The organism is Gilliamella sp. W8126, from assembly GCF_016102185.1.
GTDB classification, from domain to species: Bacteria; Pseudomonadota; Gammaproteobacteria; order Enterobacterales; family Orbaceae; genus Gilliamella; species Gilliamella apis_A.
Genome location: NZ_JACFPE010000002.1, coordinates 668,936 through 686,626, shown reverse-complemented (window position 1 = coordinate 686,626; position 17,691 = coordinate 668,936). Strand labels below are relative to the sequence as shown.

Annotated in this window: 14 protein-coding genes and 1 riboswitch; of the genes, 3 read left to right on the top strand and 11 right to left on the bottom strand. The window is 34.2% G+C overall.

The window, feature by feature from the left end:
• Positions 1-397 precede the first annotated feature (397 nt).
• From thiQ to thiB, 3 genes are read right to left on the bottom strand one after another with little or no spacing between them, the layout of a single operon-like run.
• Positions 398-1,093 (bottom strand): thiamine ABC transporter ATP-binding protein ThiQ, encoded by a 696-nt coding sequence (gene thiQ / locus H3S74_RS07075; protein ID WP_198247558.1) that lies wholly within the window; start codon positions 1,091-1,093, stop codon positions 398-400.
• On the bottom strand, positions 1,071-2,651 hold the full coding sequence (thiP, locus tag H3S74_RS07070; RefSeq protein WP_198247557.1) for a thiamine/thiamine pyrophosphate ABC transporter permease: 1,581 nt from the start codon (positions 2,649-2,651) through the stop codon (positions 1,071-1,073). Before thiP ends, thiQ begins: the two co-directional genes overlap by 23 nt.
• A 13-nt stretch (positions 2,652-2,664) precedes the next feature.
• Complete coding sequence (thiB, locus tag H3S74_RS07065; RefSeq protein WP_198247556.1) at positions 2,665-3,663, bottom strand: thiamine ABC transporter substrate binding subunit; 999 nt, start codon at positions 3,661-3,663, stop codon at positions 2,665-2,667.
• Positions 3,664-3,703: 40 nt separating this feature from the next.
• Positions 3,704-3,812: riboswitch (TPP riboswitch) on the bottom strand.
• Between the two features lie 161 nt (positions 3,813-3,973).
• Here thiB and argS point away from each other — a divergent pair.
• Positions 3,974-5,707 carry an arginine--tRNA ligase gene (gene argS / locus H3S74_RS07060; protein ID WP_198247555.1) on the top strand — a complete coding sequence of 578 codons (1,734 nt, stop codon included), beginning with the start codon at positions 3,974-3,976 and terminating at the stop codon, positions 5,705-5,707.
• Between the two features lie 59 nt (positions 5,708-5,766).
• On the opposite strand, the gene H3S74_RS07055 is transcribed toward argS, so the two are convergent.
• Complete coding sequence (locus H3S74_RS07055; RefSeq protein WP_086357150.1) at positions 5,767-6,060, bottom strand: putative quinol monooxygenase; 294 nt, start codon at positions 6,058-6,060, stop codon at positions 5,767-5,769.
• A 442-nt stretch (positions 6,061-6,502) separates the two neighbouring features.
• On the opposite strand from H3S74_RS07055, the gene H3S74_RS07050 reads away from it, so the two are divergent.
• Complete coding sequence (locus tag H3S74_RS07050; RefSeq protein WP_198200306.1) at positions 6,503-7,519, top strand: amidohydrolase family protein; 1,017 nt, start codon at positions 6,503-6,505, stop codon at positions 7,517-7,519.
• A gap of 97 nt (positions 7,520-7,616) precedes the next feature.
• Here the strand turns inward: H3S74_RS07050 and H3S74_RS07045 are convergent, their stop codons facing one another.
• From H3S74_RS07045 to H3S74_RS07020, 6 genes are all read right to left on the bottom strand, one after another.
• Entirely contained in the window at positions 7,617-8,951 is a 1,335-nt protein-coding gene (locus H3S74_RS07045; protein ID WP_198247554.1) for a hypothetical protein, read from the bottom strand.
• A gap of 25 nt (positions 8,952-8,976) precedes the next feature.
• A complete protein-coding gene (locus H3S74_RS07040; RefSeq protein ID WP_198247553.1) occupies positions 8,977-10,143 on the bottom strand; it encodes a hypothetical protein in 1,167 nt (388 codons plus the stop codon).
• 25 nt (positions 10,144-10,168) lie between these two features.
• A complete protein-coding gene (locus tag H3S74_RS07035; protein ID WP_198247552.1) occupies positions 10,169-11,554 on the bottom strand; it encodes a hypothetical protein in 1,386 nt (461 codons plus the stop codon).
• Positions 11,555-11,847: 293 nt separating this feature from the next.
• Positions 11,848-12,852 carry a 23S rRNA pseudouridine(2605) synthase RluB gene (gene rluB / locus H3S74_RS07030; protein WP_110447578.1) on the bottom strand — a complete coding sequence of 335 codons (1,005 nt, stop codon included), beginning with the start codon at positions 12,850-12,852 and terminating at the stop codon, positions 11,848-11,850.
• 71 nt (positions 12,853-12,923) lie between these two features.
• Positions 12,924-13,544, bottom strand: a complete 621-nt coding sequence (locus tag H3S74_RS07025) for an L-threonylcarbamoyladenylate synthase (protein ID WP_086320192.1) — start codon at positions 13,542-13,544, stop codon at positions 12,924-12,926.
• Positions 13,545-13,646: 102 nt separating this feature from the next.
• Positions 13,647-14,519, bottom strand: a complete 873-nt coding sequence (locus H3S74_RS07020; RefSeq protein ID WP_198200311.1) for a PHP domain-containing protein — start codon at positions 14,517-14,519, stop codon at positions 13,647-13,649.
• Positions 14,520-14,547: 28 nt separating this feature from the next.
• Between H3S74_RS07020 and rraB the strand changes: the two genes are divergently transcribed.
• A complete protein-coding gene (gene rraB, locus H3S74_RS07015; RefSeq protein ID WP_110447577.1) occupies positions 14,548-14,943 on the top strand; it encodes a ribonuclease E inhibitor RraB in 396 nt (131 codons plus the stop codon).
• A 67-nt stretch (positions 14,944-15,010) separates the two neighbouring features.
• On the opposite strand, the gene H3S74_RS07010 is transcribed toward rraB, so the two are convergent.
• Entirely contained in the window at positions 15,011-17,689 is a 2,679-nt protein-coding gene (locus H3S74_RS07010; protein ID WP_198247551.1) for a beta-N-acetylhexosaminidase, read from the bottom strand.
• Positions 17,690-17,691 lie beyond the last annotated feature (2 nt).

Sequence of the window (17,691 nt, the reverse complement as noted above, 5' to 3'; positions counted from 1 at the left end):
GGACTAAGACTAGATATTAACTTGGATTTTCTGTGAAAATATAAATTATCGTGAAAAAGTAAACTTGGATTGAGGTAATTAGCTGTAATTAAATTATAGGTTGAGCAGGTTTGGTGTTTGGTGTTTGGTGTTTTAAATTATAATACATATTCGACATCCTGTCAATTAACTTTATGTTTAATTTGATATTTTATCTTCAATTGTTAGTTTGATTAACTAAATAATGATCGATAATCCTACTGAAAATTGTTTAAAATTATAAAGACATAAAAAAACCTCGCAACCACTTTTTGAGGCTAAATTGTTAAATTTTGTAAATATTATTAGTAAGATAACCAGCTAAATCACAGTTTTTAATTATTTAAAAAACTCTCCTCAACTTTTTCAACTTAAAATCCTAACTTTCAATACCTAATAACTCCGCTATCTTTTGATTTTCATTAAGCTGATTTGGAGCTGCATTAAAAATAATTTTTCCATTATCAATAACGAGGCAACGTGAGAAGTGGTGAAGAGAATCATCCAAATAATGCGAGACCATCATTAAAGTAAGGTTGAATTCGCTACAAACTTGATTAACAAGAGCTAGCATTTCAAAACGTAATGCTTGGTCAAGCGCAGAAAATGGTTCATCAAGGAGTAAAATTGGACGATGTTGTATTAAACAGCGTGCCAGTGCAACACGTTGCCGTTGACCTCCTGAAAGTTGTTCGGGATAACGTTGGTTAAAGCCTTCCAATCCGACACGCACTAATATGTCACCAATTATTGTCTGTTCTGCTCGGCTAAGTTTTAATAATGGTTTAATACCTAACGCTATATTTTGTTCGACGGTAAGATGGCTGAATAAATTATTGTTTTGGAATAGCATCGATACGGGTCGTTTACCCGGTAAAGTGGCAGTAACATTTTGCTGATTGAGAATGATTTGTCCGCCATTGGGAAAAATGAATCCGGCTATTAAACTGAGTAATGTACTTTTGCCTGCACCGCTTGGGCCAACAATGACCACTCTTTCTTTAGCGGCAATATTAAGCACAAAGTGCATGTTGAAGTTATCATATTGATACTCAGTATTTTGAAGTTCGATCATAATCCATAACAACCAATAAGCTAAATGATAAAATTAATAAAATTGCCGCTGTTACTATACTTTCTTTGTAATGATAATGCGATATCTGTTGATATAAATAATAAGGTAAAGTGGTGACTGACTGCCCACCAAATAAGGCAATTACACCAAAATCGCCCAATGACAATATGCCAGCAAATGCAAAACTCATTAATATTATTCTTCTTAACCCTCTAAAATCAATTAAATAAAAGTGAGTTAAACCATTGATATTCAGTGATTGGGTGAGTCGCCAATATCGAGCGGTAATATCATACATTGGTACGGCAAGATTTTTTATAATAAATGGTAACGCCATCAATCCATTACAAACCATCATCAATAAGCAGATAAAAATGGCATTATTACTATAGTCAAATAGTAATAAAAATAATCCTGATGCCAATACCATACTTGGTATGGCTAGAATAAGTGATGCAATTAATAATAGTCCATTACTCAATCGAGGTTGTCTATTTATCAGTAATCGACTATTGGTCCAAAGTAATAGTAACCCCAGTATCATGGCAATAATTGATGAACCAAAAGCAATAATGATTGAAAAAAGTAAAGCTTGCTGTAATGAAAAGGTCAACAATGAGAATTGAAAGAAATAGATACCTTGAAACAGGATAGTCAGCATCGGTAACAATATAAATAATCCACCGATCAAAATTAGCACTGAACTAACAATTTTTAATCCTTTGGGTAAAGGTAAACGATAGTCTGTTTGAGTAAAGTTTACCGTTAATTTTTTATCGATTCTGTTTATCTTTTGCATTAATCCAATGAAGGCAATACAACAAACTAGTTGTAAACAGGCTAGTAATGCTGCTTGTAACAGATCAAAATCACGAATTGCTTGATAAATAGCAACTTCAAGCGTGGTATATTTAGGCCCGCCACCTAATGCTAAAACAATGGCAAAACTTGAAAAACATAACATAAAAATTAATGCCGCCATAGGTAATATTTGTCTACGCAGTAATGGCCATTCAATAATTTTAAAAAAAGTTACATTGCTAAAATTTAATTGCGCAGCTAAATGTTTTTGTTCAATAGGTACGCTTTGTAAGGTTTGATAAAATAGACAGCAGGCATAAGGGAAATTCAGAAATACATGCGCCAATAAAATGCCTTGTAAACCATAAATTGAAAATGAGAATGGTATGTGTAATATTTGGCAGATACTTGATAATAAACCTTGTCGCCCGTAAACCGATAGTAAACCAGTCACAACAACTAGTGTTGGTAAGATAAAGGTAATAGGCATCATTTTCAATAACAACTTTTTACCTTTAAAATCCACTAAAGATAATGCTTTAGCCATTAATATAGCAGCGATTAGTGATAATAACGTCGACAATACAGCTTGGTAAAAAGTTATCCAGATAATATGCAATATGTAACTATCAAAATAGATGCTTAAATTTCCTGACTGCAAGGCAAATTTCCAGATAGCGAAAAGTGCTGAACTTAATATGATTAAAATTAAACTAGCAGCACTGATACCTGGTAATAACGATCTGAATTTTAACATTAATAATACTTAACTATTTACTTATTGCTGACTGCCACTCACGAATCCAGCCTTTTTGATGTTTTTCAATCTCTTCCGGTGTAAATTCTAGCGATTTATCAATGATATTAATTTGCTTATAAGCATCGGGTAGATCGGTTTTAATAATTGGATACATCACATTTTTTTCAGCAAATTGCCGTTGTATCTCAGGTGTTAGTAAGTAACGTAAAAATTGTCGAGCTAAATCGACTTCTTGGCTATATTTAATGATGCCAGCCACTTCGACTTGGCGATAGTGACCTTCATCAAAAATCGCGGCTGCGTAGCTATGATTATTTTCATTAATAATATGTGCTATCGGCGATGTGCTATAACTTAATACCAAATCAGCCTCATCTTTTAAGAACATACCATAAGCTTCACTCCAACCCTTGGTTACTGTGACCGTATGTTTAGCCACTTGTTGCCATGCATTTGCCACCTCGTCACCATAGACCTTTTTCATCCAAAACAAAAAACCTAATCCTGGAGTACTGGTTCTAGGATCTTGATAAATGATTTTCCAATTAGCTTTGTTTTCGATCAATTCATGTAATGAATGAGGAGGATTTTTAATTTTATCTTGATTATAGATAAAAGCGAAATAGCCAAAATCATAAGGAATAAAACTATCATCCCACCAATCGGTATTGAGATTATCGGGTTTACTAATTTGATGCGGAATTAAGATATCCGCTTGCTTGGCTTGTGCTAATAGGTTGTTATCTAATCCTAAAATAACATCAGCATTTGTTTTGTCGCCTTCGAGGCGAATCCGATTTAAAACAGATACGCCATCTCCCAATGTGACAACATCAAGTTGGCAATGACATTGCGCTTCGAAGCCTTTTTTAATTGTTTCACCCGGCCCCCACTGTGACATAAATGAATTGTAACTATAAACGGTTAGAGTTGGTTGTTGTGCATTAGCTAGATGACTAAATAGTGAAAATGAAAATATAACAGATAGTAAAAAGTTTTTACGAAACATTTTGCCTCCAAAGTAATGTGTAAAAGACAAAAGGTTTGAGCAGATATAATAACTCAAATCCCTCCGCTGGCATTATCCAGTTCAGGTTCGACGAGTTATGTCAGTTTTTCTGACACTCTCAGCCCTTCAGGGCACCCCGTTGAGAACGATGAGTAGTTTAGTGGTAGCAAATAGAATTGTAAACAGGCGATGTGTTGATAAATACAAATTTAGACAAATTAAAACAAGGTAAGATTACAGGCAATCAGTGACAATTGTTGTGTTTGTCGGTATTATATGCCTCATTTTATGATTATTGATTAGGTACAATGTGAACATTCAACAACTATTAACGCAACGAGTTTCGCAAGCAATGATTATGGCTGGTGCAGATAAAAACTGTGATGCTTTAATCAAGCAATCAGCCAAAGTTCAATTTGGTGACTATCAAGCAAATGGTATCATGGCTACCGCTAAAAAATTGGGTATGCCACCACGCGCATTGGCAGAAAAAGTATTACAACATCTGGATATTGAAGATATTGCCGATAAAGTAGAAATTGCTGGACCGGGTTTTATTAATATCTTTTTAAAAAATAGTTGGATTGCCGAGCAGAACGAAGTAGCATTAAGTAGCGATAAATTGAATATCACCTTACCGGCTAAACCACAAACTATTGTGGTTGATTACTCAGCACCAAACGTAGCAAAAGAGATGCATGTTGGTCATTTACGCTCAACGATTATTGGTGATGCGAGTGTTAGAGTCTTAAATTTTCTTGGCCACAATGTGATTCGAGCTAATCACGTTGGTGATTGGGGAACCCAATTTGGTATGTTAATCGCTTACCTTGAAAAAATGCAAAACGAACAGGCCAACGATATGGATCTATCGGATCTAGAATCTTTTTATCGTGCAGCAAAAAAACATTATGACGAAGATGAAGTCTTTGCTGAAAAAGCCCGTAATTATGTCGTTAAGCTTCAAGGTGGTGATGAGTATTGCCGTGAAATGTGGCGAAAACTGGTTGATATTACCATGACGCAAAATATTGCCACATATAAACGACTCAATGTCACACTTTCACTAGAAGATACCATGGGTGAAAGTATCTATAACAGTATGCTTCCGGGCATTGTTGCCGATCTTAAACAGAAAAAATTAGCCGTTGAAAGTGAAGGCGCTATCGTTGTGTTTTTAGATGAGTATAAAAATAAAGAAGGCGAACCAATGGGTGTTATCATCCAAAAACGAGATGGTGGTTATCTTTATGCAACAACCGATATTGCTTGTGCCAAATACCGTTATGAAACGCTACACGCGGATCGTATTTTATATTATACCGATTCACGCCAACACCAACATTTAGAACAAGTTTGGGCGATTGTACATAAAGCAAAATATGTCCCAGAATCTTTAAAACTTGAACATCATATGTTTGGTATGATGTTAGGTAAAGATGGTAAACCATTTAAAACGCGTTCAGGTGATACCGTTAAACTAAATGATTTACTCGATGAAGCAACTGAGCGAGCAGCAACATTAATTAAAAGCAAAAATCCTGATCTTTCTGATACCGAGCTGGCTCAAGTGGTTGATGCAGTTGCCATTGGTGCGGTTAAATATGCTGATCTATCCAAAAATAGAACGACTGATTATGTATTTGATTGGGATAATATGCTGTCATTTGAAGGCAATACAGCGCCTTATTTACAGTATGCCTATACCCGTGTACTTTCAGTATTTAAAAAATCAAATATCAATGAAGACAATCTAGATGGTCATATCGATTTAGGTACTGAAAAGGAACGCGCATTAGCAATTCGTTTGAATCAATTTGATGAAACAATCACAACTGTTGCCGCCGAAGGTACGCCACATGTTCTTTGTGCGTATCTGTATGATATCGCTACCCTATTTTCAAGTTTTTATGAACACTGCCCTATTTTGGCCGCAGAAAATGAAAGTTTAAAAGTTAGCAGATTGAAACTGGCCTTATTAACAGCCAAAACGCTTAAAACGGGTTTAGATATGCTTGGCATTAAAACCGTTGACAAAATGTAAGCTTATTTGCCACCGATATGATTAAATATCGGTGGTTTTGTTGGTATTTAGTTATCCGCTTAGACATCAACCTGTTTAGCTATACAAATCGATAATCCATCAACATGCTCCTTAGCAAAATTAGCAAATTCAACAAAATGTGGCGTTGTATTATGTAAATCAATCGCCTGCTGTGATTGCCACGTTTCTACTACTATATAAATATTTGGATTCTCAATACTTTGATTCAGCTCATACCGAACACAACCGTGTTCAGCTCGACTACCGATAACTAATCGTTTAAATATAGGTTTAAATGCTTCATGATACTCTGGTTTTATCGTAATGGTGGCAATAATGTTTAGTTGTGACATATTTTACCCTTATAAGCAAATTTGTTTTGTAATGATTGAAATCCTACTGTTAAGAATAAACAGCTTTTTAATAACCATGCTAATCTCATTTTTTCGACCACTATACTTATTATTAAATAGTAAGTTAGGCATATGTAATTTAATAGTTTACTCTTTAAGAGTATAAATAGACTTTTTTTAGTTTGAAAAATCTAAAAAATAATACTTTAACCATTTCATTTATTTAAATATTTTCAAAATTAAAATACTTGATCTTAACAATGAATCCATTAAAATCTCTCCCACTTAGGAATAATAATAAAGTGTAAACTTCCATGACAACTTGTATTTTCATTACTATAAGAAATATCCTAACTGGTTTATTGTGATCCTCCTTTTTGGGGGATTTTTTTTATCCATTTTTTATTAAAACTTAATAGTAACCAAATTTTAGAGGCGCATTATGACCGATAATAAACAAATGTTATCAACTAGTCGAGATCAGAGTTTGAAAGCATATTTGATGAACAAAATTAAACAAAATGGTGGTTGGGTTAATTCACATATGCATGCTGATCGTGCTTTTACTATCTCTGTAGATAGTTTTGATGTCTACCAAAAACAGACTTTAATTGAAAAATGGGACACGCTTGATAAAGTGAAAGCAGCAATGACCGAAGATGATTATTATCGACATTTTAGCATGGCGGTTGAACGCATGATTGAACAAGGTGTTACTGCCATGGGTTCATTTGTTGATATTGATCCGATTGCCGAAGAGCGAGCAATTAGAGGAGCTCTGCGCGCTCGTGAAACATATAAAAACGATATTACGATTAAATTAGTCAATCAAACTCTTAAAGGAGTCATTGATAAAGAAGCCCGATACTGGTTTGATAAAGGTGCTGATTTAGTGGATATTATTGGTGGTTTGCCGCGTCGTGATGAGCGAGATCATGGTGAAGGCATGGGATTAAAACATTTAGATGTGTTAATGCAAACCGGTAAAACATTAGGCAAAATGGTACATGTCCATGTTGACCAATTTAACTCATCAGATGAAATCGAAACCGAGCAACTTACTGATAAAACCATTGAGCATGGTATGCATGGTCGCGTGGTGGCTATTCATAGTATTTCAATTACAGCTCATAGTTTGGAATATCGTCAAAAACTCTATCAAAAAATGAAAGAAGCTAAAATGATGGTAATTGCTTGCCCATTTGCTTGGATCGATAGCCCGCGCCGTGAAGAACATGGTCCTACCCGAAATTCATTAACGCCAGTCGATGAACTTGCTGCAGCTGGGATACCTGTTGCTATTGGGACTGATAACGTCAGTGATTATATGTTACCTTTTTCAACCGGTAATATGTGGGAAGAACTTAAATTATTAGTGACTGGATGCCGTTATACAGATTTAGATAATGTAGTTAATGTTGCTACACGAAATGGACGAATGGTTTTAGGTCTTGCATAATGGTTTGATTAAAAATTTAACTGAGATTTAAACATCTTTAATAATAAAAATCCCACCTAGAGAATAACTGAGTGGGATTTTATTTATTGGCGATCATTTATAATTGATGAATTGCTGAAGAAACACGAGAAAAGTAATTACTAAGTCTTGATTTTATTTCATCTTCAGCTTGTTGTCTTAATTCACTTCGAGAATAATAATTACCATCTGTACGATCAAATTCATAACTAGGTTTATCACCTGTATAAATATACTTAACTTGCCTTGAACTTTTTTCAGCTAAAAAACTGTCATAATAACCACTTAATCCAGAAACATTTACGCTAAGGTTTAAACTATAATTATTTACTAATGTTTCAGTTCTTAAGTTATATTCTTTTTCACCATTCTTTTTAGTGTCATTTGTTACTGAACCGCCATCTTCAGAATATCGCTCATCTTCACTAAGATTAATAGTAATGTCACTATCACTGCTGTTGTAAACTAATATAATAGCATCATCATTTTTGAAATAATCTTCAACAAAATTAGAAAATGAATTTGCATTTCCTGTCACATATAGTCTTATTTTACCCTTGTTAGCATAGTCTCTTGCTTTTTGTTGCGAATCTCGATAATTACCATACTTTGCATAAGTATTCGCGGCATGTTGATAATTTGTTGCTGCTTGTCGATATTGATAACTTCGAGTCGCATTTTTAGCTATTTTTTCACCTTGAGAATAAGAATTAAACGCTTCTTGACTGATCGCTTTTTTTTCATAGTAATGAGCTAATTTTTCAGTATCTTTGTAATGACCTAATGGCTTATAAATATCAATAATAGTTCTAAAACAAGCTACCGCTGCATTATAATCACCGCTACGTATTTCCTGTTTAGCAAGATTGTATAATGTTTGTGCCACAAGCTGCCTATATTTAGTATCCGCATGAATATAGGCTTTTTCGATATTTTTATCGTAATATCTATCTAAAGATTTTTTATATAGCGCTGCTCTTTTTTCATAATCACCAGCAGAATTAGTTGGGATAGCATTTGCTTGTTGAGTATAAAAGTTAGCAATATTTTGTTTTAAACGTTCACTAGGATATTTATCCAAAAAGAATGCTAATTCGGAACTGTAAAAGTGATCACTCAACCGCTGATTAAGCTCTAATAATTTCTCATATGTTTCTTGGCGTTGTTCATCATTGGTCTTTGTGGTATTAGCTAATTCATTTTCATATTTGTTCATCACCTCGGTAACTAACTGACGCAGCTGGGCTGCATCAGTTTGCTTAAAGTTTACCTCACTTTTTTCTTCTATTTTTATCGCTAATAAATTGATACTTTCAATATAACTTCCTTCATCGTACGCTTCTTGAAATGTGCGTTCGTGACTACAACTCACTAATAAAAACATTAATAAACCGGCAATAATAATTCTTATCATGTTTTTCCTTGTTGAAAATTGTCCATTAAAGGGAAGAAAGATCTTGAGCAGTACTTTCTAGCAATGATCTTAATTTAGTGATCTGTTCTCTTTTTGCTACTGGTAGTAAATCATCTTCATTTTCATAATAGCTTGAAGCTCTTGCATAGATAGTGTCAGAAAAGTCAATAATTCCTTCCATCCTTACTACTGTCTCTAGACTTAAACTATTGTGATTAGTATCCAATTTCGTATAGTAAGTTTCATCTTTTAACGTTGGGATTTGAATCCTATTCCCTTGAGCATCGATATGTTCTATGTATTTATCAAATACTTTTCGGGTGTTTGGTATGTCAATCTGTGATCTTGTATTGTTATATTCTTTATCAACAGTTATTTTAATTTTGAGATCAGCACCAACTGGAGAAGAAACAAAGGTGATATAATCCTTATTTAGTACCAATTTTACCTCAGAGCAGTATTCGGAAGCATAGCAATAAACTTTTATTATCCCTTTGCGTTTATAGGTGTTAGCTAAAGAAGTAGCATCTTTATAACGTCCATAATGACGATAAGCATCCACGGCTTGCTCATAATATTTGGCAACTTGACGAAATTCTAGGCGTTGCATTGCAATTTCTGAAAGCATTTTTGCCTGCTGATAAGCCTCTTCAGCCATTAAAGTAGCCTGTTTTTTACCATTATTATACGCACGTTTGTCACTGTCTTTATATTTACCTAGAGGTTGATATACTGATGATGCTTGACTAAATGCCTCAGATGCAGCTTTATAGTCGTTTTGGGTTTCGAAATTTACACCTTGGTCATACAAATTTTTAGCAATGTTTTGTCTCAAATTTTCATCAGGATATTTATCTAAAACGTTTACTAATTCCGCACTGTAAAAACGGTTACTTAAACGCTTATTCATCTCTAACAGTTTTTCATAGATTTCAATGCGCTTTTTATAATCTGTGTTATTGGTGCTTGCTAATTCATCCTCATATTTGTTCATTACATCAGTCACTAACTGACGCAGCTGTGCGGCATCAGTTTGCTTAAAGTTTGCTTCACTTTTTTCTTCTATTGTGGCAGCTAATAGATTGATGCTTTCAAGATAGTTTCCTTCAGCATAAGCATTTTGAGATGTGCGTTCGTGAGTACAACTCACTAATAAAAACATTAATAAACTTGCAATAATAATTCTCATCATGTATATCCTTATTGAAAATTGTCCATTATAGGTATGATAGATCTTTAGCAATATTGTCTAATATTGAGTTTATTTGAGTTAATAGATTTCTTTTTCCTTGTGTATATAATTCATCTTTCGATTTTAATCGACCATTACTGTGATTATAAAATCTTGCTGGCACATCACCACTATAAATATAGTCATATTTAAAAGAGGTTTCTTCAACCTTAAAGGATTTACTATAACTATAGATGCCATGAGCCTCAATGCTGGTTGTAAAGGTTAATTTGTTACTATGCGTTACCGTTTGCAAATTATATCTTTGATCTTTATACGTTTTTACTTGAGTTTTATTGCCATCTTTATCTTCAACTTCAACATATTTATCAAATATTTTTTCAATTTTAGTTTCGTTTTCTACCGACTTCCCATTAGCGACAAAATCATCGTCATAATCTATTTTTATATCTATATCTGCATCTCGAGAGTAGTTAACAAATTTAATATAATTCGCATTTAATCGGTTTCTTATTTCATCAATGAAATAAGAAGAATAACAATATACTTTAATTATTCCTTTTCTCTCATAAGTTTCAGCTAATGAACTTGCATCAAAATATTGTCCATATGGCCGATAAATAGATGCAGCTCGCGCATAATACTTGGCAACTTCCCGATATTCATAACGCTTTGTCGCATTCATTGCCAGTTGTTTGGCTTCTCGGTAAGCTTCTTCGGCCTGCTGGGTAGCATATTTTTTGTCATTATCTATCGCGCGTTTGTCACTGTCTTTATATTTACCTAATGGCTTATGTATTGATGAAGCCTGATTAAAAGCTTGAGCAGCTTCTTTATAGTTTCCTTGTTGTTCGAATTGTTTTCCTTGCTCATAGTAACTTTTGGCTGCCATCTGCATATATTTGGTATTGGCATTTTTATATAAAGTAGCGGCATTTTTATAATTGTCGTATGACAAACTATTCTTATATAATTCAGCTTTTGTTCGATAACTTTCACTGTCAGTGCCTGTGATGTAATTACCATAATCATAATATTCTTTAGCAAGCGTTTGTTTTAATTGCCTAATGTCATACTTGTCATTGAAAAAACTGATCTGATCAGAGTAAAAGCGATTACTTAATATCTCTTTCATAGTTAATAAATGCTTATATGCATCTATTTTTTGTGGATAATCATATTTATGGAAGTGATTTAGGTCTTTTTCGTAAAACTGCATTACACTACTAACAATAGTTTGTAGGCGCTTAACATCCTCTTGATCAAACTTTGCAGGCCCTTTTTCATCCAAACTGGCAGTTAAAAGATTGATACTTTCTATATAGCGGCCTTCCTTAAATGCATCTTCTGCTGTTCGAGTGTGGCATGCCGTTAATAAAAATATACAAAAAATAGCAATAATCGTGCGCATAAATCACCTTTCAAAACGTTCCATTCATTACTCTATATTTCCATTTTTTTATTAAAAATGGCTATTTATTATTAGTTTAAAGAAAAACTGTCAGCTGAGTTTATTATAAATTTGAAGGTATTTATTAACCTTTTTTGCTAATATCAAATTGTTATTTGTTAATTATTAACAATTAATGCTATTAACTGATTTATTAGGATTTATAAAATGATTAGTTTAAATGGGATGGGATAGGATGGGATGATTTTAACCCTTAAATAAAATAACCATTTTACTTAAGGGTCAGCAAAATGTTAAATTCGAGTTGGTTTTTTATTTACCTTTTGACGAGCAGTTCTGCTGTTCTGATTGAGTTTAATACGTTTTGGTCTAACAATCCGTTTGTCTGCGGAAGATTTGGTTGTAAAGCTTTTTATTTCAGCAGGTAAACCAACTAACTCACGTAAATAATTAACAGAATCAATACCTAATTCCATCCATGTGCCACGAGATAAACCTTTTGGTAAAGTAATATTACCATAACGAATGCGTAACAAACGGCTAACTTGAACATCAATTGCTTCCCACATACGGCGGACTTCTCGATTGCGACCTTCGGTAATAACGACATTAAACCATTGATTCAATCCATCACCACCTTGAGGTTTAATTGAGTTAAATGCAGCAGGCCCATCTTCTAACTGAACGCCTTTGCGAAGTTGATTAAGTTGTTGATCAGTAATATTACCAAATACTCGAACAGCATACTCACGTTCAATTTCATGCCTTGGATGCATGAGGCGGTTTGCCAATTCGCCATCCGTTGTGAATAGCAATAAGCCCGATGTATTTATATCAAGTCGACCAATGTTAATCCAACGTGCATTTTTTAAGCGAGGTAATCGCTCAAACACTGTTGCTCGCCCTTGTGGATCATTTCGAGAACAAATTTCACCTTCAGGTTTATAATAAGCTAGAACACGACAAACTTCTTTTTCTTTACTTCTTAACTGAACTAAATGACCATTGATACGAATTTTTGGACTAGCATTGACATCTACGCGATCACCTAAAGTCGCGATTTTGCCATCAACACTAATTTTTCCAGCCACAATCATAGCTTCAATTTCACGACGTGAACCATTGCCTAAATTGGCTAATACTTTTTGTAATTTTTCAGTATTATCTGATTGTGAACTTTTACGATTCGACGTTTGGCTTAATTTGGTATTTTTTTTACGAGCGATATCACTTTCTTGCTCAATTAGTTTATCTGCTCCACGTTGTTTTTTGGAAAATGCAGATCTATTTTGTTTCATATAATCCTCACTGTTACCTTCTCAGGTATCATTTGTTAACTCAATAACTCATTGATATATTATTAATTTGTTTACTCGAATGGTTTGATATCACCACTACCTTGACGAATAATATCTGGATAATCGTTAGTTAAATCAATCACTGTTGTTGGCTGTTCACTAATATAACCACCATGAACAATAGCATCTAGTTGGTGACCAATTTTGTCTTCAATTTCTTCGGGATCAGATTGAGCTTCGTTTTCATTAGGTAAAATAAGCGTAGTTGTCATTAAAGGTTGTCCCAATAATTCAAGAAGCGCTAAATCAATTTTATTATCAGGAATACGCAATCCAATTGTTTTACGTTTTTCATTCATCAAACGTCGTGGTACTTCTTTGCTCGCTTGTAAGATAAAAACATATTTACCTGGGGTATTATTTTTTAATAATCGAAAGGTAGTGTTATCAACAAAAGCATAAGAAGAAAGCTCAGATAAATCACGGCACATTAAGGTAAAGTTATGGTGTTTATCCAGATTACGGATTTGACAAATACGATCTACACCATATTTATTATCAAGTAAACAACCTAGCGAATAACCTGAATCAGTAGGAAATGCAATGACGCCACCATCATTTAATATTTTGACGACTTGATCTAATAACCTTGTTTGAGGGTTATCAGGATGAATATAAAAAGTTTGGCTCATAATATTCTTCTTTATTGACAGCAGGTTAAAAAAATGTGAGGAAAGGGCTTTTTCATCACGGTTTATAGCGCTAATTGATACTATTTTAGTTCAATATATTTATTATATCCAGTTCTGCCAAATAGGTGTAACGCTACCAGGCAATGGTGTAGTTTTACCAAGATCAAGATAATTAAGCAAATCATGGAAATCCGAACCTTGTGACGCAAGTAATTCAAATTCATTAGCCAGTTTTGCTAATCGTTGTAAATCATCTTGAGTTTGGCGACTCTGAGAAACTTCAATACCATCACCACCATATGATTTAAATTCACTAATTAATAATTTTAGTTTAGTTAAGGTCAAATCATAGCGTGTCGGGTGAGCTAAAACCGCCTGTCCACCTGCCGCATGTATCGCATTAACCGCATCAGCAATACTGCACCATTTGGCAGGAACATAAGCATAACCACTTTTACCTAGATATTTTTTAAATGCTCGTTTAATATCTTTAACATAATTATTAGCGACTAAAAAGCGCGCAAAATGAGCTCGAGATACAATATCACCTTTAGAAAATTGTTGAGCTTGCTCATAAGCATTGTCTATGCTTACTTTAGCTAATTTTTCACTAATACTGATTGCTCTATCAATACGACTTTGTTCTTGTGCAGTTAATAATTCAAGCAAGTGAGAATTTTGAATATCGATATTCAAACCAACAATATGAATTTCATTATTCTTCCACATTGTTGACACTTCAACCCCATAGATTAATTTAACCGGCAAATTATCTCGTGCTATGGTCGCTTTCGCTTCTAGCAATCCCTTGATAGTATCGTGATCGGTAATCGCTAGCATATTGATTTGATTATCAGCAGCTCTTTTGACCAGTTCACTTGGCGTTAAAATTCCATCTGATGCAGTTGTGTGCGAATGTAAGTCAACAATCACTTTTTTCTCGAAAATTATTTTTAAACGTGTAATATACCACACAATTTGCACGACCACTAAAAGGTATATTATGAAAGATCAAATTCTGCTTGCTCAGCAAGATACGCTAGCTATTATTCAAGAACTTTTAGAAGATGGAAGTGATCCACATGCTCTGTATATTATTGAACATCATATTTCATCACAAGACTTTGATAAACTAGAAAAAGTCGCTGTTGAAGCTTATAAATTAGGCTATGAAGCAACCGACCCTGATGAAGATGTTGACGATGCAGGTAATGTGGTAATTGGTTTTGATATTATTACTGAAAGTCCGTTAAATGCGGAATTAATTAATGCTCAAATCGCCGAAATTATAACTCTGGCAAACCAATTTGGTGTTAATTATGACGGTTGGGGAACCTATTTTGAAGATGGTAGTGATGACCAATTCGATGAAGATGACGTTAGCGAGACCATTCATTAATAAATAATCAACTGTTAATTATGACTATTCTTATCCGCCACCAGACGGATAAGAATAGTGTTAACATTTAATTTAGTTGTTCAACACGGCTAGTTCGTTTATGATCAGCCGTTACAGTACGAAGCGAAACCAAAGCGTTGTTATTTATAGCTACAGGGCCATTATAAGAATGCCAGTTTTTACCTTGATCTGTCGAATATTCGATAGTCAAGCCTGGAAAAGCAACATTAGCAATTAATTTACCGTTTTCAATTTTGGCACCAGGCAATGGTAAACGATAGTTAATAGCTGCAAGATCTAATTTAGTTAACTCACGTTGGCCAATTAAATTAGCAAATTGATTCCAATCATTTAGCAGTTTTTGCTGATCAACATATTTTGTTTTACCTTTTTCAAATTCGCGATCTTTTTGATAATTGGTTTCCCAATCAGCTTTATGCCATGCACGCTCTGCAACACTAAGCAATCTTGGATAGATCATATAAGCCATTTTATCTTCTGTACGAATATTCTCAGTCCAGATTTGTGCTGATAATCCATAGGCTCCTGGCCAATCCATAGTACCTTTGGCTGCAAAAGCGTCACCATTGCGATCGAACGAAGTTTCAGCATTTTGTGGTAAATTATTCGGTGCAAAACTGAAAATCTTGCGTTCATCATTGAAACGCGCAGCCCAATAGTAGCCACTTTCTTTAGGATTAACTTCATAAGGCATATCTAAATAGACATAATCAGGATTTGAAACTATCACTTTGTAGCTTTTATTGGCAAACTCATTGACTGAATCATATCCTCCCCAATATAAATTATCCCAGAAATTGACAACAACATCATCAGTGGCAAAAGCTTTTGCATTGGTAGCAAATTTTACGCCATCTTGCCAAGCTTGCATGCGATTAATACCATTATTTTTGATGATTTTACTTACTTCGATAGCAAAATAACTTGGCAAATGCTCAATATTTTCCACAACACCATTACTAACAAAAGTTTGGCACGCTTGTGATTTTGCCCATGGATGATCTTCAACGCTTTGATCTATTAAACCTTTACCAGCCTCTTTTTTAGCTACATGGATATCTTGATAACCGTTGCCAAAGTGAATATTTTTCGCTTCATCACCACCAAAATGCCATGTTGAAATCGGTTGTCCAGCTTCAACGTGCATTTTGGCAATTTCACTAATAACTTTATTAGCAAATTTTTTCGAAGAATCTAAACATGGATTTAGATAACTTTGGCGATTGTAGAATTGCACCGTAGTAGTATTCGAAGTATCTGTAGGATCAAGTAATCGATATTCATTCGCAGCTTCGGTTTTTCCTTGCTTCATTAAGCGTTGATATCTCACTTCCATTGACAAAATAGCTGCTCTGGCATGTGCTGGCATGTCGATTTCTGGAATAACTTCAATAAATCGCGCATTGGCATATTTAACAATTTCGATATAATCTGCGCGAGTAAAGTAGCCACTGCCATTATTATCACTGTTTGGCCCAGATCCAAGTTGCGGTAATAGACACTGTTTTTCAGTTAAATCATGACAACGTTTACTACCAAAATCAGTGAGTTCTGGTAAGCCGGGAATCTCAATTCGCCACCCTTCATCATCACTTAAATGGAAGTGGAATTTATTCATCTTATATTTTGACATCATATCAAGTAACTGTAATACCGCTTTTTTGCTTTTAAAGTTTCGACCGATATCTAGCATCATACCCCGATATTCAAAACGAGGAGCATCTTCAACTGAAAGTGTGTTAATAATTTGCGGTTTACTAACTGTTATTGACGATAATATCGATTCTACAGCATAAAAAATCCCACTTTCATCAAATGCCACGATAGTTGCACCTTGTGGGGTTATATCTAGTTTATAACTGCCATTTACACCTTTTTCAAATGCAGTTTTATCAATTGATGCATTGACTTTGAACCCTTGCTTTGTCACAGCAATATTTAATTGTTTGAAATGCTTTTCTAACACTAATTGGCTTGGTTTTGCTAAGCCATTAAGTATGAGATTAACACCACTTTGATTTAGGGTAATAGATTCTTTACCAACCGTTAATTTAACTGGTGTTGGTAAAATTTGACCTTTTAATAAATCAGCATCAATTTTTTGAATATCATTATTACGTTGATAGCGGTTTTTTGGGGTCATTAATATATTATGATCATTAGGTGATATCTTCCATTGTTCACCTAATGGAGCCACAAATGCCGACAAATTATCAGAATCAGTATTGGTGTTGGCTATTATTTTAGGTTTAGCATCAGTTGAAGTTACATACCAGCGAGGCATCACATCACTTTCACTTATTTGCCAATATTCACCAATAAATGGAATAGTTACTACTGAGTTGGCGGAAATATTGGTAAATTTCTCTGTTGGTTCTAATTTATGTAAATCGCCGGTTACATGAGTTATTTTATACTGATCATTATTTACAGCTAAAATCATTCGAATATTGTGAAAATAGATTGCCCAATCTTTACTTGTTATTGCTGGGCCAGTGTTTTTAAGCGTTAAAGTAACTTTGTTACAAGCAGCCCAATCTGCACCTAATGCAGCACAATCTACCCCATCATTAACAGCATTATTATCGACTATTTGATAATTTAAACGCAGTTGTGAACTCATCGTATCAACTATGTGTTGTGAAGCATTAACTGATTGACTGGCTTCTAGAGTTAATAATGATGCGATCGAAGTAGCAAGCATAGCTGATTTAAACTTTTTCATAA